At 70.7% G+C, this 16,662-nt stretch carries 19 protein-coding genes; 11 read left to right on the plus strand and 8 right to left on the minus strand.

Going from position 1 to position 16,662, the window contains the following annotated elements; all coding sequences use genetic code 11:
* Positions 1-15: 15 nt before the first annotated feature.
* Positions 16-1,416: an L-serine ammonia-lyase gene (locus QM638_RS04050; RefSeq protein ID WP_415140655.1), complete on the minus strand. Its 1,401-nt coding sequence runs from the start codon at positions 1,414-1,416 to the stop codon at positions 16-18.
* Positions 1,416-2,852 carry an MFS transporter gene (locus QM638_RS04055; RefSeq protein WP_415140656.1) on the minus strand — a complete coding sequence of 479 codons (1,437 nt, stop codon included), beginning with the start codon at positions 2,850-2,852 and terminating at the stop codon, positions 1,416-1,418. Before QM638_RS04055 ends, QM638_RS04050 begins: the two co-directional genes overlap by 1 nt.
* Positions 2,853-2,996: 144 nt before the next feature.
* Between QM638_RS04055 and QM638_RS04060 the strand changes: the two genes are divergently transcribed.
* The 5 genes from QM638_RS04060 (at position 2,997) to QM638_RS04080 (ending at position 6,369) form a co-directional block, all read left to right on the plus strand.
* Complete coding sequence (locus tag QM638_RS04060) at positions 2,997-4,010, plus strand: Lrp/AsnC family transcriptional regulator (RefSeq protein ID WP_415140657.1); 1,014 nt, start codon at positions 2,997-2,999, stop codon at positions 4,008-4,010.
* A gap of 69 nt (positions 4,011-4,079) precedes the next feature.
* The gene (locus tag QM638_RS04065) at positions 4,080-4,235 is read left to right on the plus strand and encodes a DUF4177 domain-containing protein (RefSeq protein WP_415140658.1); all 156 of its coding nucleotides are present in this window, start codon (positions 4,080-4,082) and stop codon (positions 4,233-4,235) included.
* Positions 4,232-4,690: a RidA family protein gene (locus tag QM638_RS04070; RefSeq protein WP_415140659.1), complete on the plus strand. Its 459-nt coding sequence runs from the start codon at positions 4,232-4,234 to the stop codon at positions 4,688-4,690. Before QM638_RS04065 ends, QM638_RS04070 begins: the two co-directional genes overlap by 4 nt.
* Position 4,691: 1 nt before the next feature.
* Positions 4,692-5,573: an NUDIX hydrolase gene (locus QM638_RS04075; RefSeq protein ID WP_415140660.1), complete on the plus strand. Its 882-nt coding sequence runs from the start codon at positions 4,692-4,694 to the stop codon at positions 5,571-5,573.
* A complete protein-coding gene (locus QM638_RS04080; protein WP_415140661.1) occupies positions 5,566-6,369 on the plus strand; it encodes an MBL fold metallo-hydrolase in 804 nt (267 codons plus the stop codon). Before QM638_RS04075 ends, QM638_RS04080 begins: the two co-directional genes overlap by 8 nt.
* A 179-nt stretch (positions 6,370-6,548) precedes the next feature.
* On the opposite strand, the gene QM638_RS04085 is transcribed toward QM638_RS04080, so the two are convergent.
* Both QM638_RS04085 and QM638_RS04090 read right to left on the minus strand, forming a co-directional pair.
* Positions 6,549-7,490: a type IV toxin-antitoxin system AbiEi family antitoxin domain-containing protein gene (locus QM638_RS04085; protein ID WP_415140662.1), complete on the minus strand. Its 942-nt coding sequence runs from the start codon at positions 7,488-7,490 to the stop codon at positions 6,549-6,551.
* A gap of 288 nt (positions 7,491-7,778) precedes the next feature.
* On the minus strand, positions 7,779-8,456 hold the full coding sequence (locus QM638_RS04090) for a Crp/Fnr family transcriptional regulator (RefSeq protein ID WP_415140663.1): 678 nt from the start codon (positions 8,454-8,456) through the stop codon (positions 7,779-7,781).
* 208 nt (positions 8,457-8,664) lie between these two features.
* Between QM638_RS04090 and nth the strand changes: the two genes are divergently transcribed.
* Genes nth through QM638_RS04110 form a run of 4 tightly spaced genes read left to right on the plus strand, consistent with a single transcriptional unit; the run spans position 8,665 to position 11,841 of the window.
* Positions 8,665-9,384, plus strand: a complete 720-nt coding sequence (nth, locus tag QM638_RS04095; RefSeq protein WP_415140664.1) for an endonuclease III — start codon at positions 8,665-8,667, stop codon at positions 9,382-9,384.
* Positions 9,384-9,989: a TlpA disulfide reductase family protein gene (locus QM638_RS04100; protein ID WP_415140665.1), complete on the plus strand. Its 606-nt coding sequence runs from the start codon at positions 9,384-9,386 to the stop codon at positions 9,987-9,989. Before nth ends, QM638_RS04100 begins: the two co-directional genes overlap by 1 nt.
* Entirely contained in the window at positions 9,986-10,669 is a 684-nt protein-coding gene (locus tag QM638_RS04105) for an NUDIX hydrolase (protein WP_415140666.1), read from the plus strand. Before QM638_RS04100 ends, QM638_RS04105 begins: the two co-directional genes overlap by 4 nt.
* Positions 10,666-11,841, plus strand: coding sequence for a MarP family serine protease (locus tag QM638_RS04110; RefSeq protein WP_415140667.1), 1,176 nt, complete (start codon positions 10,666-10,668; stop codon positions 11,839-11,841). The genes QM638_RS04105 and QM638_RS04110 overlap by 4 nt, the downstream gene beginning before the upstream one ends.
* A gap of 10 nt (positions 11,842-11,851) precedes the next feature.
* Here QM638_RS04110 and QM638_RS04115 read toward each other — a convergent pair whose 3' ends face one another.
* A complete protein-coding gene (locus QM638_RS04115) occupies positions 11,852-12,217 on the minus strand; it encodes a MerR family transcriptional regulator (RefSeq protein WP_415140668.1) in 366 nt (121 codons plus the stop codon).
* Positions 12,210-12,707, minus strand: a complete 498-nt coding sequence (locus QM638_RS04120; protein WP_415140669.1) for a J domain-containing protein — start codon at positions 12,705-12,707, stop codon at positions 12,210-12,212. The genes QM638_RS04115 and QM638_RS04120 overlap by 8 nt, the downstream gene beginning before the upstream one ends.
* A gap of 161 nt (positions 12,708-12,868) precedes the next feature.
* Between QM638_RS04120 and QM638_RS04125 the strand changes: the two genes are divergently transcribed.
* Positions 12,869-13,288 carry an Hsp20/alpha crystallin family protein gene (locus tag QM638_RS04125; protein WP_415140670.1) on the plus strand — a complete coding sequence of 140 codons (420 nt, stop codon included), beginning with the start codon at positions 12,869-12,871 and terminating at the stop codon, positions 13,286-13,288.
* Between the two features lie 126 nt (positions 13,289-13,414).
* On the opposite strand, the gene QM638_RS04130 is transcribed toward QM638_RS04125, so the two are convergent.
* Together QM638_RS04130 and nhaA are read right to left on the minus strand one after the other, a co-directional pair.
* Positions 13,415-13,822 carry a phage holin family protein gene (locus QM638_RS04130; protein ID WP_415140671.1) on the minus strand — a complete coding sequence of 136 codons (408 nt, stop codon included), beginning with the start codon at positions 13,820-13,822 and terminating at the stop codon, positions 13,415-13,417.
* A gap of 46 nt (positions 13,823-13,868) precedes the next feature.
* On the minus strand, positions 13,869-15,173 hold the full coding sequence (gene nhaA, locus QM638_RS04135) for a Na+/H+ antiporter NhaA (protein WP_415140672.1): 1,305 nt from the start codon (positions 15,171-15,173) through the stop codon (positions 13,869-13,871).
* Positions 15,174-15,573: 400 nt separating this feature from the next.
* On the opposite strand from nhaA, the gene QM638_RS04140 reads away from it, so the two are divergent.
* A complete protein-coding gene (locus tag QM638_RS04140) occupies positions 15,574-16,623 on the plus strand; it encodes an IS110 family transposase (RefSeq protein WP_415140757.1) in 1,050 nt (349 codons plus the stop codon).
* The last annotated feature ends 39 nt before the right edge of the window (positions 16,624-16,662 follow it).

Below are 16,662 nucleotides of genomic sequence, written 5' to 3' on the forward strand. Positions count from 1 at the left end.
GTGGGATCGACAGCATCAGCACAGGGGAACGGTGACGGCCAGTCCGCCGCTGCCGGTCTCCTTGTAGCGGTGGGACATGTCGTGGCCGGTGCGGCGCATGGTCTCCACCACGGTGTCGAAGGAGACGACGTGGATGCCGTCTCCACGCAGGGCCAGGCGGGCAGCGCTGACAGCCGTCACGGCCGCGACCGCGTTGCGTTCGATGCAGGGAATCTGGACCAACCCGGCGACCGGGTCGCAGGTCAGTCCGAGGTGGTGCTCGAGAGCGATCTCGGCGGCGTTCTCGACGGCGGCCGGATCGCCGCCGAGTAGCGCGCAGTAGCCAGCGGCGGCCATCGCCGCCGCCGAGCCGACCTCTCCTTGACAGCCGACGTCGGCGCCGGAGATCGAGGCGTTGTGCACCACAAGGGACCCGATCGCGGTGGCGGTGAGCAGGTAGGTCGCTGCCGCGTCCTGCGCCTGCGCCTCGGCGAGGCCGGCTGTAGTCAGGTGATGATGCAGGACCGCGGGGACGATTCCCGCCGCGCCGTTGGTCGGCGCGGTCACTACCCGCTGGCCGGCCGCGTTCTGCTCGTTGACGGCGATGGCATAGGCCTGGAGTCGCTCGAGAGAGTCCGGTGCGGCCCCCTCGCCGTCGAGTACGGCGCTCAGCCCGGCCGCCCGGCGTCGTACGCCGAGCCCGCCCGGCAGGACGCCCTCGCCTCGCAGGCCCAGTTCGATGCACGAGCGCATCGCCGCCCAGCGCGCACGCAGTCCGTCATCGAGTTCGGTGGGGCTCCAGTGGGCGAGCTCGTTGCGGCGTACCACGGTGGCGATGTCGCAGCCCAGCAGACGACACAGGGCGAGGAGTTCCACGGCCGTGGAGAACGGATGCGGGACCTCGGGTGTCGGGACGGATGCCGGGGTGATCTCGTCGGGGTTGCCGTCATCGACCTCCGCGATGGTGCCTCCTCCGACCGAGAGGTAGATCCGCTCGAGGCACGGGGTGCCCCCAGTGGTCCAGGCAGACAGGTGCAGCGCATTCGGATGACGTGGGTGACGCAGGTCGGGGCGCAGATGCACGTCGTCGGTCCGCATGGTGATCTCGTGCCTGCCGAGCAGCGCGATCGCACCACCGTCGGCCAGCGCCAGCCACCGTCCGGTGACCTCGGTCGGATCACAGGTCTCGGCGTCGAGACCGCGGAGCCCGGCCAGAACGGCGTCCGGGGTCCCGTGACCGGCGCCGGTGGCGCCCAGCGAGCCGAGGAGGTCGGCCTCGACCCGAGTGACCTGCTCGAGCAGGCCGGCGCGGTGCAGTTCGCGGACGAAGGCATCGGCTGCGCGCATCGGACCCACGGTGTGCGAGGAGGACGGTCCGATGCCGATCGAGAACAGGTCCAGTACCGAACGAAGTGCCGGCCGGCCGGAGCCACTCATCAGGCGGACACCGTAGGACGGACGCGGACCAGCGGTACGGCGAGCACGGCCACCGCGATGGCCAGGCCGGCGCAGATCAGCCAGACCACGGCGTACGCGGAGGCCGGGACGATCGGCGTCGGGGTTCCACCCACGGCGCGAGTGGTCAGCATGCCGGTCATCACTGCGGCGAAGACCGCCCCAGCGACCGAGCCAGCTGCCGTACGGGTGGTGTTGTAGAGGCCGGAGACGATGCCGACAGAGTCTCGCGGAGCGCGATCGACCACGATGGTGGGCAGCGCCGCCGCGACCAGACCACCGCCGAGGCCGAGCAGGGTCTGCCAGACCAGGAACACGCCGAGGTCCACGTGGAAGGCGGCCTGGGCGCCGTAGCCCAGAGCCGAGAGCAGCGCACCGCCGACAAGCACCGGGCGAAGCCCCACCGAGGCGGCCAGCCGGGACGCGATCGCGGTGCCGGCGAACATGGACGCGCCGAGGACGAGCAGCGAGGCGCCGAGGGAACTGCCGGAGAGTCCAAAGCCGAAGCCGCTGGTGCTCTCGCTGGCGCTCATGAAGACGGCCGTCGGTGCGGAGCTGCCAAACAGGTGTGCGCCGAAGAGGAAGGCGGTGAGCAGCGGCAGGCCCTGACCGCCCCGGCTGATCAGGCCGAGCTCGACCAACGGGTGGGCGGAGCGGTTCTCCCAGGAGATCCAGGCGGTCAGCAGCACGACGCCCACGATCAGACCGGTCAGTGTGCGCCCGCTGGTCCAGCCCCAACTCGCGCCGTTGCCCAGCGAGACCAGGAAGATCGCCAGGCCACCGCCGAGCAGGACGGCCCCGCCCCAGTCGATCGCGCCGGCCTTGCGCGAGACGGTCTCGGGGACGAGCCGGGCCAGGAGCGGCACCGCGAGGATCATCAGGATCGCCGGGAGCCACAGCGTGCCACTCAGGCTCATGTACTGCCGACAGATGCCGGCGAAGAGCAGCCCGAGGCTGGCGCCGATCGTGAGCGCTCCGACCAGCAGGCCGATGGCGCGGTTGGCGCTGTCACCGGCGCGTTCACGGACGATGGCGAACTCGAGCGGAAGGAAGGCGGTCACCGCACCCTGCAGGACGCGGCCGATCAGCAGCACGGTGAAGCTCGGCGCGATGGCGACGATGGTCGAGCCGAGCGCCACGCAGCACGCCGCCACCATCAGCAGGCGCTTGTGGCCGTACAGGTCGCCCAGCTTGGCCAGCAATGGCACGCAGACCACCGTCGAGACCAGCGCGGAGGTGGTGATCCAGGTGGCCTGGGCCGAGGTGAGGTCGTAGCGCACCATGAAGCTGGACAGCAACGGCGATATCCAGCCCTGGGTCAGTCCGGAGGCCAGTTCCATGACCACCAGAAAGCCGACCAGGGAGAAGGTCTTGGTCGCCACGGGGGCCGGGACGACGAGGGGCGGGCTTGTCGACATGGGGATTCTTCCTTCGAATGTCGTCCGATGAGGGCTGCCAGTCGTGGTGACCACGATGTCGGCGACGGCCAGCGGGATCGATCGTCTCTAGATGACGCTCGCCACTCACCCAAATGAAGGATCTGTCCTCGATAGACTTCATGTGTGCAGGATCAGGTCGCCATGGACGAGATCGATCGGTTGATCGTCACAGCGCTCCAGGCCAGTCCGCGAGCCTCGTGGACCCAGATCGGCGCGGTGCTGGGCATCGACCCGGTCACCGGCACTCGGCGTTGGCAGCGACTCCACGAGGCTGGTGTCGCCTGGGTGACGGCGTACGCCGGGATCCCGGGGCCGCTCGCCCTGGTCGAGATCGACTGCGCGGGCGACTCGTTGGGTGTGGCCGCCCAGCTCCTGCACGATCCGGAGTGCGCCAGCATCGACGTCACCTCCGGTGGCCGGGATCTGCTGATCACCGTCAACACCGACGACGACGTCACGATGACCGACTACCTGCTCACCAGGCTGGGCCGGCTGGACCAGGTGCGAGCGGTCCGTACCCACATGGTCACTCGGGTGATCGCGGAGGGCGCCGGTTGGCGGCTGCGCGAGCTCACCGTCGAGCAGTTGACCCGCCTCTCCCCGCCCGGTCGTGGCGGCACCGCGCGTCTCCTGGCCAACCTCGAGCCGACCCGACACGGCTCGAGGCTGACCGAGGAGGAGCGGAGGGTGCTCGCCTGTCTGGCCGAGGACGGGCGGATGCCGACCGCCGAGATCGCCGCGCGGCTCGACCGGCCCGTCCGCCGGATGCGGGACCAGATCCGAACGCTCCTCTCCGAGCGCCGGGTGACCCTGCGCACCGAGCTTCAGGCGGCCGCCACCGAGTGGCCGATCTATGCCTGGCTCTTTCTGCGGATGCCGTCCAGGTCGTTGGATACGATCAGTCCGCAGCTCGGCTCGCTTCCGGAGATCCGCAGCGTGATGCAGGTGGCCGGACCCAGCAACGTGATCATGGCGGTGTGGCTGCGCGAGCTCACCGACGTCTCTCGGCTCGAGGCGGCGATCGAGAGCAAGCTGCGCGATGTCGCGATCGTCGACCGGTCGGTGGTGCTGCGCACGACCAAGCGGGTCGGCGTACTCCTCGGCGACGACGGCCGGGCCGCTGTCCGTCCGAGGTGACGCCGGCGCCGGTTATTGGGCCTTGGCCGTGCGGTCGCGGCCCGGCGGTGAATGGGTAGGGTGCGAAGCATGACCAAGTGGGAGTACCAGGTGGCGCCGATCCTCAACCACGCCGCCACGCAGATCCTGAACAACTTCGGCCAGGACGGCTGGGAGCTGGTGACGATCACCGACAACGGCACCGGCAACCTGGTCGGCTATTTCAAGCGCCAGGTCGAGGGATGACCACCCCCGAGGAGACCCTGGCGGGCCTCGGGCTCAGCGTCCCCGAGGTCGTTCCGCCGGTGGCGGCGTACGTGCCGTTCGTGCGCTCCGGCGGACACGTCTTCACCGCCGGCCAGCTGCCGCTGCGCGAGGGGGTCTTGGTCGCGACCGGCAAGGTCGGTGCCGAGGTCAGCCAGGAGACGGCCACCGAGTGCGCCCGGCAGTGCGCGCTCAACGCGATCGCCGCGGTCAAGGCCGAGGTCGGCGAGCTCTCACTGGTCAAGCGGGTGGTCAAGGTGGTCGTCTTCGTGGCCTCGGACCCCTCCTTCACCGCGCAGCCGGCCGTGGCGAACGGCGCCTCCGAGCTGCTCGGCATCGCGTTCGGCGAGGCCGGCGTGCACGCCCGCTCGGCGGTCGGTGTCTCGGTGCTGCCGCTCGACGCTCCGGTCGAGGTCGAGATCATCGTCGAGGTCTGAGATGCAGATCGCGCTCCCGCCGGTCCGGCTCTCCGGCACGGCGGCCGAGCTCGCGCGGCGGTACCTCGCCGGCGACCTCGAGCCGGTCGAGCCCCGCGACGCCGCCACCGTGATCGTGCTGCGGGACGGCACCGGTCCGGGACCGGAGGTCTACCTGCTGCATCGGCAGACCTCGATGGCGTTCGCGGCCGGGATGGCCGTCTTCCCCGGTGGCGGCGTGGATCCGCGCGACGGCGAGCTGCCCGAGTCGGCCTGGTCGGGACCCTCGGCCTCCGCCTGGGCGGGACGGCTCGGCTGCACCGAGACCGAGGCGCGAGCGCTGGTCTGCGCCGCGGTCCGGGAGACCTTCGAGGAGTCCGGCGTGCTGCTGGCCGGACCGGCGAGCGCGCCGGGTCGGGTCGTTGGCGACGTCGCCGGCGAGGACTGGGAGCGCGACCGGGCGGCGCTGGAGTCCCGCGAGCTGTCGCTGACTGACCTGCTCGCCCGCCGTGGCCTGGCGTTGCGCACCGAGCTGCTCGGGATCTGGTCGGCCTGGACCACGCCGGCCTTCGAGCCGCGGCGCTACCGCACCTGGTTCTTCACCGCGCGGCTGCCGCAGGGTCAGGTCACCCGGGACGTCTCCACCGAGTCCTCCTCGGTGGCCTGGCTGGCTGCCGGGGAGGCGATCGCGGCGGCGGAGCGGGGCGAGCTCGGACTGATGCCGCCCACCTATCTGAACTGTCTCGAGCTCAGCGGGTACGCCGATGCGGCGGCGGTGATAGCGGCGACCCGGGATCGCAGCGTCGAGATGTTCACTCCCGAGGCGGAGCCGGTCGCGGACGGATTGGTGCTCTCGCTGTTGCCCCATCATGCGGCCCTGCTGGAGACGCACCGGCGTGGCTGAGGCGAGCCCGTCCTGGACCGGCGGCGCGTTCGGGCAGCGCGGACGGTGCGTGCTGGCGCCGAACGCCGGCCCCATGACGCTGGACGGCACCAACACCTGGGTGCTGCGCGAACCCGGCGCGCGCCGGTCGATCGTGATCGACCCCGGGCCGAGCGACGAGGCGCACCTCGATGCGGTCGCCGACGCGGCCGGCGAGGTCGGGCTGGTGCTGCTGACCCACCATCATCTGGATCACTCCGAGGCGGCCCGACGGTTCGCGGAGCGGCACCGGGTCGGCGTACGGGCGCTGGATCCGGCACACCGGCTGGGCTCGGAGGGACTGGCCGACGGCGAGGTGATCGAGCTCGACGGGCTCGAGGTCCGGGTGGTCGGCACTCCCGGGCACACCGCCGACTCGCTCTCGTTCGTACTGCCGGCCGAGCGGGCGGTGCTGACCGGGGACACGGTGCTCGGCCGGGGCACCACCGTGGTCGCGCACCCCGACGGACAGCTGGGCGCGTACCTCTCCTCGCTCGACCGGCTCCACGGCCTGGCCGAGGCCCACGAGATCACCTCGGTCTGGCCCGGCCATGGGCCGGTCATCCCCGACGCGCTGGCGGTGCTGGACTACTACCGCTCGCATCGCCGCGAGCGGCTCGCGCAGGTGGAGGAGGCGCTCGGTCAGGTCGACCCGGCCGCCGGTGACCTCGCCCGGCGGGTCGTCGAGATCGTGTACGCCGACGTCGACCCGGTGCTGTGGGGTGCGGCGGAGCTATCGGTCAAGGCGCAGCTGGCTCACCTGGCCGAACGGGGCTGATCGGCCCGGGTTCGGCGCGCTCCCCGCCCGTTCAGCAAGGTATGCAGCTCAGTGGGCACATCCCGTGTGGAACTCCGCTGGGGGAGTGCCCATTCGTCTGCATACCTTGACGAGCATGCTGCCGGGAGTCAGCCAGCCGACCGTCGCCACGCATCGTAGGCCGACCGGCCGGAGCAGGGTCAGCTGGCTAACCGCAGTACGCGTCGAATCCGTGTGCCGGTCGCCTGTGGGGTGTCATAGTCGTTCCAGACCAGTCGGAACATCCGGCAGCCGGTGAGCTCGCGCAGTTCGTCCTCGCGACGCTTCTCGGCGAAGACCGCATCGCCCGGCTCCTGCCCGGGCCGCAGCAGACGGCCGTACTTGACCTGCCCGTCGAATTCGCCGAGCACACCCAGCATGGGCCACGCCCAGTCCGAGATGCCGGCGATGGCGCCGTCGGGGCGGCGTACCTCATATTGCAGCTCGGGGGCCGGGATCCCCAGCATGTCGAAGAGGAACAGGCCGCGGTCCTCGCCGACCGAGCCGGACCGTGCATCGGCGAGTTCGACACAGTGCGCGACGCGGTGCATGAACGGCCAATGCTCCATCAGTCGGTACGTCGTGGCCAGGGCCTCCTCGTCGAACCGCTCATTGCGCAGACCAGAGTTGAACAGGCACAGCGCTACCTCCTGTCTGGTCCTGGATGCCGCCTCGAGCACGCATCGCTCTGCCCGCAGCACCTTCTCGCCGCCGACCTCGGTGACGTCGTCGTCGGCACAGAATCCTTCGTGATGGACGACGTCGCCCTCGATGCGTCCAGGACCGCCGTCGAGGCGGGTCACGTGGACCCGGTCGAGGTTCAACCCCCAGCACTCGATGTCGTGTCGAACGACGCCGGAGGTGTGGCTGAGCGCGACGCAGGGACCGAGCGAGCGCAGCACGGCGCTGGCTCTGACTCTGTGTCGCTGGGTCGCGGTCATCGCTCGCCAGGCGTCGGTCAGTACGTAGGCACCGCGTCGGATCCGGTGCCAGGTCCCGGCTCGGACCACGCGAGTGATCTGCTTGTCGGCGTACCCCGCCGCCTTGGCCTCCTGTCTGGTGAAGAAGCCAGCCTCGGCGGAGATGGTCAGTAGTGGGTCCATGGCCGGAGCATCCTGCAATGGACCGTCAGGCAACGGCCGGGCTCGGACGCGCTGTGGAGAACGCCATCGCGAACGGCGACTGTGGACGGTTTGGGGTAGCGGCTGCCTGGTCGGCCGCCGGCGCGTTCATCAAGGTATGTCGCTCAGTGGGCACTTCCCACGTGGAACTCCACCGGGGAACCGCCCATTCGGCTGCATACCTAGACGAACGCGCCGGCCACAGCTACCGAGCCGAGCGGGCGAGCCCCGGCCGACCGATGCCGCCGAGTGCGAGTTCAACCGCCCAGATCAGCGGGCGCGGCGGGCCATTCGCTCGATGTCCATGATCACGACCGAGCGCGGCTCCAGCCGGATCCAGCCGCGGGAGGCGAAGTCGGCGAGCGCCTTGTTGACCGTCTCGCGGGAGGCGCCGACCAGCTGGGCAAGCTCCTCCTGGGTGAGGTCGTGATGGACGTGGACGCCGTCGTCCGCGGTGCGACCGAACCGGTCGGCCAGGTCGAGCAGCGCCTTGGCGACCCGGCCGGGCACGTCGGAGAAGACCAGGTCGGCGACCACGTCGTTGGCCTTGCGCAGCCGGCCCGCCACCTGGGCGAGCAGCCCGCGGGCGACCGCCGGACGGCCGTCCAGCCACTTGAGCAGATCCTCGTGGGAGAGCGAGGCGAAGCCGGCATCGGTGACGCAGGTGACGGTGGCCGAGCGCGGGCCGGGGTCGAACAGCGACAGTTCGCCGAACATCGAGCCCGGGCCGAGGATGGCCAGCAGGTTCTCCCGTCCGTCGGAGGAGGTGCGGCCGAGCTTCACCTTGCCGTCCAGGACGACGTACAGCTTGTCGCCGGCGTCACCCTCGTGGAAGAGGACCTCGCCGCGCCGCAACCGGGTCTCGGTCATCGAGGCGTGCAGGGCCTGCATCGACTCGTCGTCGAGCGCGCTGAAGAGCGGCGCCTGACGAAGTACGTCGTTGTCCATGCCTTTTCCTCCTTGCCGAAGCTGCCCCGAGCGGGCGCGTCGTGGTGAATCCTATCCGTGGAATTTCTCACAGGCACCACCGGTCAGCTGCGAGTCGTCCTCCGAGCGGGTTCGGCGACGGTCGGTGGGCCGGTGCTCGGCTCGGTGCTGGTGCCGGATGCGGGTGCGGTGTGGGTGGGCTGTCGGTGTCGCGACGTAGCCTTGGCCCGTGTCTGACGTCGTGCTGGCCCCTCGCGAGACCCACCTGGCGCTGGTGCGCCGTGCCCGCAAGATCGACCGGATCCTGGGCGAGACCTATCCGGAGGCGCGCGCCGAGCTCGACTTCGGCAACCCGTTCGAGTGCCTGGTGGTCACCGTGCTCTCGGCGCAGACCACCGACAAGCGGGTCAACGCCGCCAGTCCGGCGCTGTTCGCCGCCTATCCGGATGCGGCCGCGCTGGCCGCGGCGGATCGGCAGCACGTCGAGACGCTGGTCGGCCCGCTGGGCTTCTTCCGGGCCAAGACGGACGCGATCCTCAAGCTCAGCGCGACCCTGGTCGCCGAGTACGACGGCCGGGTGCCCGACCGGCTGGAGCAGCTGGTCAAGCTGCCCGGAGTGGGCCGCAAGACCGCGAACGTCGTGCTCGGCAACGCCTTCGGCAAGCCGGGGATCACCGTCGACACGCACTTCGGTCGCCTCGCCCGGCGGTTCGGCTGGACCGAGCAGACCGACCCGGTCAAGGTCGAGCACGAGGTCGGCGAGCTGTTCTTGAAGCGGGACTGGACCATGCTGTCCCACCACCTGATCTGGCACGGCCGCCGCCGGTGCCACGCACAGCGGCCGGCGTGCGGCGCCTGTCCGGTGGCCCGGCTCTGCCCGTCGTACGGCGCGGGTCCGACCGACCCGGTGGTCGCGGCCAAGCTGGTCCGGACCGAGGGACGGGCCTGATGCGGCGTACCTGGTGGGTGGCCACGGCCACCACCGTGCTCGCGCTCGCCGTGAGCGCCTGTAGCGCCCAGAAGATCGTCTCCGCGCCGAGCGGCTCCGACATCGACGTCGCCACCGCCGAGATGGTGGCGATGAAGGCCAGGTCGGACGTCGAACCCTGCCCCACGGCCCAGACCCGGGACGGCGGACTGCCGAGTGTGACGCTGAAGTGCCTGGGCGGCGGTCGCGACGTCGACCTGAGCAGGCTCGAGGGCCCACTGGTCATCAACATGTTCCAGGGGGAGTGTGCGCCGTGCAAGAAGGAGATGCCGGCGCTCGAGGCCTTCTATCGGCAGTACGGCGACCGGGTGCCGGTGCTCGGCGTGGACGTCATCGACACCATCCCCGGGGTGGCGCTGCGCCAGGCCATCCACCGGGGCGTGACCTTCCCGATGGTCGCCGATCCGGGCGGCGAGTTGCAGGGCAGCTCGCTCAGCGTCTCCGGGGTGCCCACCACCTATCTGCTCACCGCCGACGGCTCGGTGACCCGGCTCCAGCGCGGTGGCATGGACAGCGAGGCCCAGGTCAGGCGACTGGTCGAGCAGAAGCTGGGGATCACTCTGTGAGCGCGGCGGATCCGAGTCCGGTCCCGGACTGGCTGCGACCGGTGATCGCCGGCGCCGACACCATCACCGGCGAACAGATCACGGCGTTCCTGCCGCCGGCCGATGACGGCGCGCGCGAGTCGGCGGTGTTGATGCTGTTCGGCGAGGGGCCGGCCGGCCCCGACCTGCTGTTCACCGAGCGGTCGCACACGATGCGCTCCCATCCCGGCCAGGTCTCCTTCCCCGGTGGTGGGGTCGAGGTGGGAGAGAGTGCCGGAGAGGCGGCCCTGCGGGAGGCGTGGGAGGAGACCGGGCTCGACCCCGCCGGCGTACGGCCGATCGCGCAACTGCCGCGGCTGTGGCTGCCCCACTCCAACAACGTGGTCACGCCGGTGATCGGCTGGTGGCACACGCCGAGTCCGGTGCACGCCGCCTCCGCCGGCGAGGTGCACGCGGTCTACCGGACGCCGCTGCGTGAGCTCGTCGACCCGGCCAACCGGATCCGGGTCAGATCGCCGCGCACCGACTGGGTGCTACCCGGCTTCCTGATCGGGCCGGACAAGGACGTCATCCTGTGGGGCTTCACCGCGGGGATCGTGGCCCGCTTCTTCGCCTACCTGGGCTGGCTGCGGGAGGTGCCGGACGCGCCGCTGACCATCCTGCCGGACTACATGCTCACCGGGCGAGAGCGGACGCGATGAACCTGCTGGACTGGATCCTCATCGTGCTCGTCGCCGCCTACGCGCTCTCCGGCTACTGGCAGGGCTTCGTCACCGGTGCGTTCGCCACCGCAGGGCTGCTGCTCGGTGGGCTGCTCGGGGTCTGGCTGGCGCCGAAGGCGCTGGGCAACGCCAGCCCGTCGGTGTGGGTCTCGCTGGGCGCGCTGTTCATCGTGATCCTGGCGGCTTCGCTGGGCCAGGGGCTGCTGCAGTACGCCGGCGCACGGGTGCGCGACAAGATCACCTGGCAGCCGGCCCGGGTCGTGGACGCCTGCGGCGGCGCGGTGCTGAGCGCGGCGGCGGTCCTGCTGGTCGCCTGGGCGCTCGGGGTGGCGGTGGCCGGATCGGGGCTGAGCGGGGTGACCTCGCTGGTGCGGAACTCGACGGTGCTCGCACGCGTGGACAGCGTCTTGCCGAGTGGGGCCACGAACGCGCTCTCGGCGTTCAACAACGTGGTCGGCACCAGCTTCTTCCCGCGCTACCTGGAGCCGTTCGCGCCGGAGCGCATCGTCCAGGTCTCACCGGGGCCGAAGCGGCTGCTGACTGATCCGGACGTCGTACGGGCCGGCAAGTCGGTGCTGAAGGTGCGCGGCGCCAACTCGTGCGGCCGCGGGGTCGAGGGCTCCGGCTTCCTGATCGCCGACGGATATCTGATGACCAACGCCCATGTCGTCGCCGGCGTCAGCGACCCCAACGTCATCGTGGGGGACCGCGACGTCGACGCGACGGTGGTCTACTACAACCCCGACGTCGATGTCGCGGTGCTGCACTTCGACAGCGGATCGAGGACACCGCTGGCGTTCCGGACCAATGCCGCGTCGAAGACCGGGGTCGCGATCCTGGGCTATCCCGAGGACGGGCCGTACGACGTCGAGACCGCCCGGATCCGCGCCGGACAACGCCTTCGCTCTCCCGACATCTACGGCGACGGGACGGTGCTGCGCGACGTCTACTCGCTGCGTGGTCTGGTCCGGCCCGGCAACTCCGGCGGGCCGATCGTCGATTCGGCGGGGAAGGTCGTCGGGGTGGTCTTCGCCGCCTCGGTGACCGACTCGGACACCGGCTACGCGCTGACCGCGGACCAGGTCGACGACCTCGCCGCCAAGGCGGTGGGGCGTACGGCGGCGGTGTCGACCCAGGGTTGCGCGGGCTGAGCCCTCCGGGTCAGCTGCCGGCGGACGGCTCGCCGGCCCCGCTCGGCTCGGCCGGCTCGGTCCGTTCGGTCCATTCGGTCGGTCTGTGTCCCCGCGAGCGGAGCCGGTCGATCTCACCCCGCAGACGGTGGTTCTCGGCCCGGAGCCGGAGCACGTGCTCGACCCCGGTCAGGTTCAGTCCGGCCGCCAGCAGCGTCGCGATCTCGTTGATCCGGTCCAGCTCGAGGCCGCTGTAGCGGCGGGTCCCGCCCTCGGTGCGCTGGGGCTCCAGGAGTCCTCTCTGCTCGTAGACGCGCAGCATCTGCGGGTTGACCCCGGTCACCTCCGCGGCCACCGAGATCGAGAACAGGGCACGGTCGGCGCCCAGGTCAACCACGGCCTGATCCCTCCGGCCCGCTGCGGCGGAGGGGGCTGACGAACACCGGTCCCGCCACGATCGGCGCGTCGGGTGCCGGCCGCCGGGTCGTTCCGCTGGACGACCGGACGGGGATCCGACCGGAGTCCTGGCCGGCGAGCCTGCCCGGAGTCCCGCCGGGAGCCCCACTCGGCGTCACCTTCGCGGGTCCAGCCGACAGCGGCTGGTCGGGCCCGGAGTCCGGGCCGCGCGTGAACCGGCCGGTGCGAGCGGCGCTGGGCGCCGGGCCGGGTCTGGGGTCGGATGCCGGACCGGGTGCGGCTTCGCGACCGCGGGACGCCAGTCGGTAGGCGGCGGCAAGGGTGGCGAAGCGGTCGCCGGCGTCCGGGTCGGCCGAGACGTCGGGATGGGTCGCGCGGGCGAGCCGCCGATAGGCGTCGAGCACCGCCTCCTGGTCGCTGTCCACGGGGATCCCCAGCACCCGGAACGCCTCGGTCCGTCTCCTGTCCATCCCACCCGTCCTCTCGTCGGCCCACGAACCCGGGAAAACTTCGAACTCTCTCTTGACATCGTCGCATGGCGAGAGAAAATCTCAAATAGAAACAACAGATTGTCTGAGGTCGACGGAGGCCTCGGACATCGTTCATCGCGAGATGTGAGGAGGAAGAACCGATGCTGATGCGCACCGATCCGTTCCGTGACTTCGACCGCCTGACCGAGGCGATGCTGGGCACTCGTGCCCGCCCGGCCGTGATGCCGATGACGGCCTATCGAGACGACAACTCCTTCGTGGTCCATCTCGACCTGCCCGGCGCCTCGGCCGACTCCATCGATCTCACCGTCGAGCAGAACGTGCTCACCGTCCATGCCGAGCGCAAGCCCCCGGCCGGCGACGCCGAGCGGGTCGTCGACGAGCGCAGCTATGGCGTGTTCAGCCGTCAGCTGTTCCTGGGCGAGACCCTCGACGCCGACCAGCTGAGCGCCAACTACGACGCCGGCGTGCTCACCCTGCGGATCCCGATCGCCGAGAAGGCCAAGCCGCGCAAGGTCGAGATCACCGCCGGGGAGTCCGTCAAGGAGATCAGGGCCTGATCCCGCGCGCGGGCGTCGGGCGGCGTACCTGTCGACGCCCGGCGATCGTCCGGGTGGGAGCCGAGCGGACGCCGCCGGATCCCACCCGGTGCCGGGCGCCTCGCCCGCGGGGCGTGCGACCCGGGCTCAGGCCTTGCCCTTCAGCGCCCGCGGGATCTCCTTGCCCTGGGCGATGGCGCGCTCGGGCGCCTTGACGCGCTTGAGCCGGCTGATGCCGATCAGCACCAGCAGGCCGGCGAGGAGCAGGTAGAAGCCGAAGACGATCAGGAAGGACCACTGCAGGCCGAGACCCGCCCAGTGGATGAAGTAGGCGATCGCCACCGAGAGCATGATGATGGCGAGCACGGCCAGGAAACCCGCGGCGGCGAACAGCGCTATCCCGAGGCCGCCGTTGGTGACGCTGACCTTGAGTTCGCTCTTGGCCAGCTGGATCTCCTTGGAGACCAGGCTGGAGATGTCGCGGCTCGCGTCGGCAACCAGCCGCCCGATGGTCGGGTCGTCATCCTGCGGGTGCTTGACGGTGTCGACTGCCATGAGGGTCCTAACGCTGGTCGGGTCGTCCGGCTCTTCGGTGCTGACCTTACCGACCCGGGTCCGGCTCGAAGACGTCCGGAACCCCGTCACCGTCGGTGTCGCGGGTCTCCGCGGCCTGGATACGCCGGTAGACGCGGTTGCGCGTGCGCAGCACGACGGTCGCCGCCGTGGCCGCGACCAGCGACCCGAGGAGTACGCCGACCTTGACGTGCTCGTCGCGGACCGACCCAGATCCGAAGGCGAGCTCGCCGATCAGCAGCGAGACCGTGAAGCCGACTCCGGCGAGTATCGCCAGGCCGAGGACGTCCCACCACGACAGCTCCTCATCGAGGTCGGCGCGGGTGAACCGGGCCAGCAGCCAGGTCGAGCCGGCCACACCGACGGTCTTGCCGCAGCACAGACCGAGCACGATGCCGAGCGTGACCGGATCGTGCAGCGAGTCGTCGATCCCGGACCAGCCGCCCACCGTCACCCCGGCGGCGAAGAAGGCGAAGACCGGGACCGCGACGCCGGCGGACAGCGGCTGCACCAGATGCCCCAGGTGCTCGGCCAGGCCGGGCCGGTCGGGGTCGACGTCGCGGCGGCGTACCGGCACGGTGAAGCCGAGCAGCACTCCCGCCACCGTCGGATGCACGCCGCTGGCGTGCACCAGCGCCCAGGCCGTCACGGCCAGCGGCACCAGCAGCCACCACCGGTGGATCCGGTGCTGGACCAGGACCGCGAAGACGACGATCGGCACCAGTGCCGCGCCGAGCCAGACGGAGCGCAGTCGGTCGGTGTAGAAGATCGCGATCACGACGATGGCGAGCAGGTCGTCGACCACCGCCAGGGTGAGCAGGAAGGTGCGCAGGCCGGTCGGCAGATGGGAACTGATCACCGCCAGGATCGCGACCGCGAACGCGATGTCGGTCGCGGTCGGGATCGCCCAGCCCTCGGGTGCCCCGTGTGCGGTCAGGTTGACCAGGGTGTAGATCAGGGCTGGAGCCAGCATCCCGCCCACCGCGGCGGCCACCGGCAGCAGCGCGCGCCGCGGGTCGCGGAGGTCACCGGCGACGAACTCCCGCTTGAGCTCCAGCCCGGCGACGAAGAAGAAGATCGCCAGCAACCCGTCGGAGGCCCATGCGGCGACGCTCAGATCGAGGTCCAGGCCGGCGATGCCGAACCGGGCGTCGCGCAGGGCGTCGTACGACCCGGACCAGGGGCTGTTCGCCCAGGCCAGCGCGGCCACGGTGGCGGCGATCAGCAGCAGTCCGCCGGTGGTCTCGGCGCGCAGCACCCCGGCAACCCGCGACACCTCCGGCCAGGTACCGCGGGTGAAGAGCCTGCGTCGGGCCGATCTCGCCGATCTCATGGGCGCCTTCCGGGGTCGGGAGCATTGCCGCCGACCAGACTTCCCGGCACACCGGGTGTGATCCTATCCCGGTAGGCGCCGGAGGTGCCTGTGCGCCGTGTCGCCGGTTCGTCAAGGTATGCAGGGAAATGCGCACTTCCCCCGCGGAACTCCGCGAGGGAAGTGCCTGTTCGACTGCATACCTTGACGAATGCGCCCGGCCACGCCGCACCCGCGCCCGGCCACGCCGCACCCGGCCAGGGCTCAGACCGTATGGCGTGACCGCCTCGGGTTGAGGGGGTTGCGGGCCGGGGCCTCTCTGCGCATGTTCGTGGGTTACCGAGCAGGGGCCGCCTGCTCGGCCTATCCACAGTCGTAGGAGGCCCCGGTGATTGTTGAGCGTACGAGTGTTGGCCTGGATGTGCACGCACGATCGGTTGTGGCGACCGGTCTGGACGTGGTGACGGGTGAGGTGTTCAAGAAGACCCTGATTCCCAGCGACGAGGCGGTGATCGGGTGGCTGCGGACTCTGCCGGGTCCGGTCGCGACGACCTACGAAGCCGGGCCTACCGGCTTCAGGCTCTATCGGGCGTTGACCGCGGCCGGGATCCGCTGCGAGGTCGCCGCTCCGTCGAAGTTGCGCCGAGCATCCGGGGAGCGCGTCAAGACCGATGCCAAGGACGCCCTGCTGCTCGCACAGTTGCTGCAGGTAGGGCAGATCACCTCGGTGCGGGTGCCGAGCGTGAGCGAGGAAGCCGCCCGTGACCTGGTCCGCGCCCGCGAGGACGTCCGAGGGGACCTGATGTCTGCCCGGCACCGTGTCTCGAAGCTGCTGCTGCGCCACGGGCATGTCTACTACGGCGGTGAGACCTGGTCCGCGAAGCACCATGCCTGGCTGCGGCAGATCCGGTTCGATCAGCCCGGCACCCGCGCCGCCTACGAGGCCGACCTCGAGGCAGTCGAGTTCGCTATCGCCCGACGCGACCAGCTCGACGCCACGATTGCGGCGATGGCCGCCGATAGCGAGTTCACCGCCACGGTGCGCAAGCTGTGGTGCCTACGGGGCGTCTCGACCTTGACCGCGTTCGCGCTCGCGGTGGAGATCGGCAACTGGGAACGGTTCACCGGTTCCAGCGTCGGTGCCTACCTCGGGCTGGTGCCATCGGAGCACTCCAGCGGGCAATCGCGGCGTCAGGGATCGATCACCAAGGCCGGCAACTCCCACGTACGACGGCTGCTCATCGAGGCTGCCTGGCATCACAAGCCGCGCTACAAGGTCGGTAAGACCCTTCAAGCGCGCTGGGACCAGGCACCAGCGGCTGCCCGTGCCCGCGCCCACGTGGGCAACCAGCGGCTCCACCAACGCTGGGCCGTCTACTGCGCCCGGAAGAAGAAGCACACCGTCGCGACCACCGCGATCGCGCGTGAGCTGGCCGGGTGGTGCTGGTCCTTGGCAACGCTGCCGGAGTGAGCTCCGCCCCTGCGCTTCTGGCAGGGCCCTTGCTGACCG

Origin of the sequence: Nocardioides sp. (genome assembly GCF_047606145.1) — a bacterium.
Classification (GTDB): Bacteria; Actinomycetota; Actinomycetes; order Propionibacteriales; family Nocardioidaceae; genus Nocardioides.

What these genes read in the sequence shown, in the direction of transcription:
- QM638_RS04065 (WP_415140658.1), top strand. Translation starts at nt 4,080, where the DNA reads ATGACCAAGTGGGAGTACCAGGTGGCGCCGATCCTCAACCACGCCGCC.
- nhaA (WP_415140672.1), bottom strand. Translation starts at nt 15,173, where the DNA reads ATGAGATCGGCGAGATCGGCCCGACGCAGGCTCTTCACCCGCGGTACC.
- QM638_RS04085 (WP_415140662.1), bottom strand. Translation starts at nt 7,490, where the DNA reads ATGGACCCACTACTGACCATCTCCGCCGAGGCTGGCTTCTTCACCAGA.
- QM638_RS04110 (WP_415140667.1), top strand. Translation starts at nt 10,666, where the DNA reads ATGAACCTGCTGGACTGGATCCTCATCGTGCTCGTCGCCGCCTACGCG.
- QM638_RS04120 (WP_415140669.1), bottom strand. Translation starts at nt 12,707, where the DNA reads ATGGACAGGAGACGGACCGAGGCGTTCCGGGTGCTGGGGATCCCCGTG.
- QM638_RS04050 (WP_415140655.1), bottom strand. Translation starts at nt 1,416, where the DNA reads ATGAGTGGCTCCGGCCGGCCGGCACTTCGTTCGGTACTGGACCTGTTC.
- QM638_RS04075 (WP_415140660.1), top strand. Translation starts at nt 4,692, where the DNA reads ATGCAGATCGCGCTCCCGCCGGTCCGGCTCTCCGGCACGGCGGCCGAG.
- QM638_RS04125 (WP_415140670.1), top strand. Translation starts at nt 12,869, where the DNA reads ATGCTGATGCGCACCGATCCGTTCCGTGACTTCGACCGCCTGACCGAG.
- QM638_RS04070 (WP_415140659.1), top strand. Translation starts at nt 4,232, where the DNA reads ATGACCACCCCCGAGGAGACCCTGGCGGGCCTCGGGCTCAGCGTCCCC.
- QM638_RS04090 (WP_415140663.1), bottom strand. Translation starts at nt 8,456, where the DNA reads ATGGACAACGACGTACTTCGTCAGGCGCCGCTCTTCAGCGCGCTCGAC.
- QM638_RS04130 (WP_415140671.1), bottom strand. Translation starts at nt 13,822, where the DNA reads ATGGCAGTCGACACCGTCAAGCACCCGCAGGATGACGACCCGACCATC.
- QM638_RS04055 (WP_415140656.1), bottom strand. Translation starts at nt 2,852, where the DNA reads ATGTCGACAAGCCCGCCCCTCGTCGTCCCGGCCCCCGTGGCGACCAAG.
- QM638_RS04100 (WP_415140665.1), top strand. Translation starts at nt 9,384, where the DNA reads ATGCGGCGTACCTGGTGGGTGGCCACGGCCACCACCGTGCTCGCGCTC.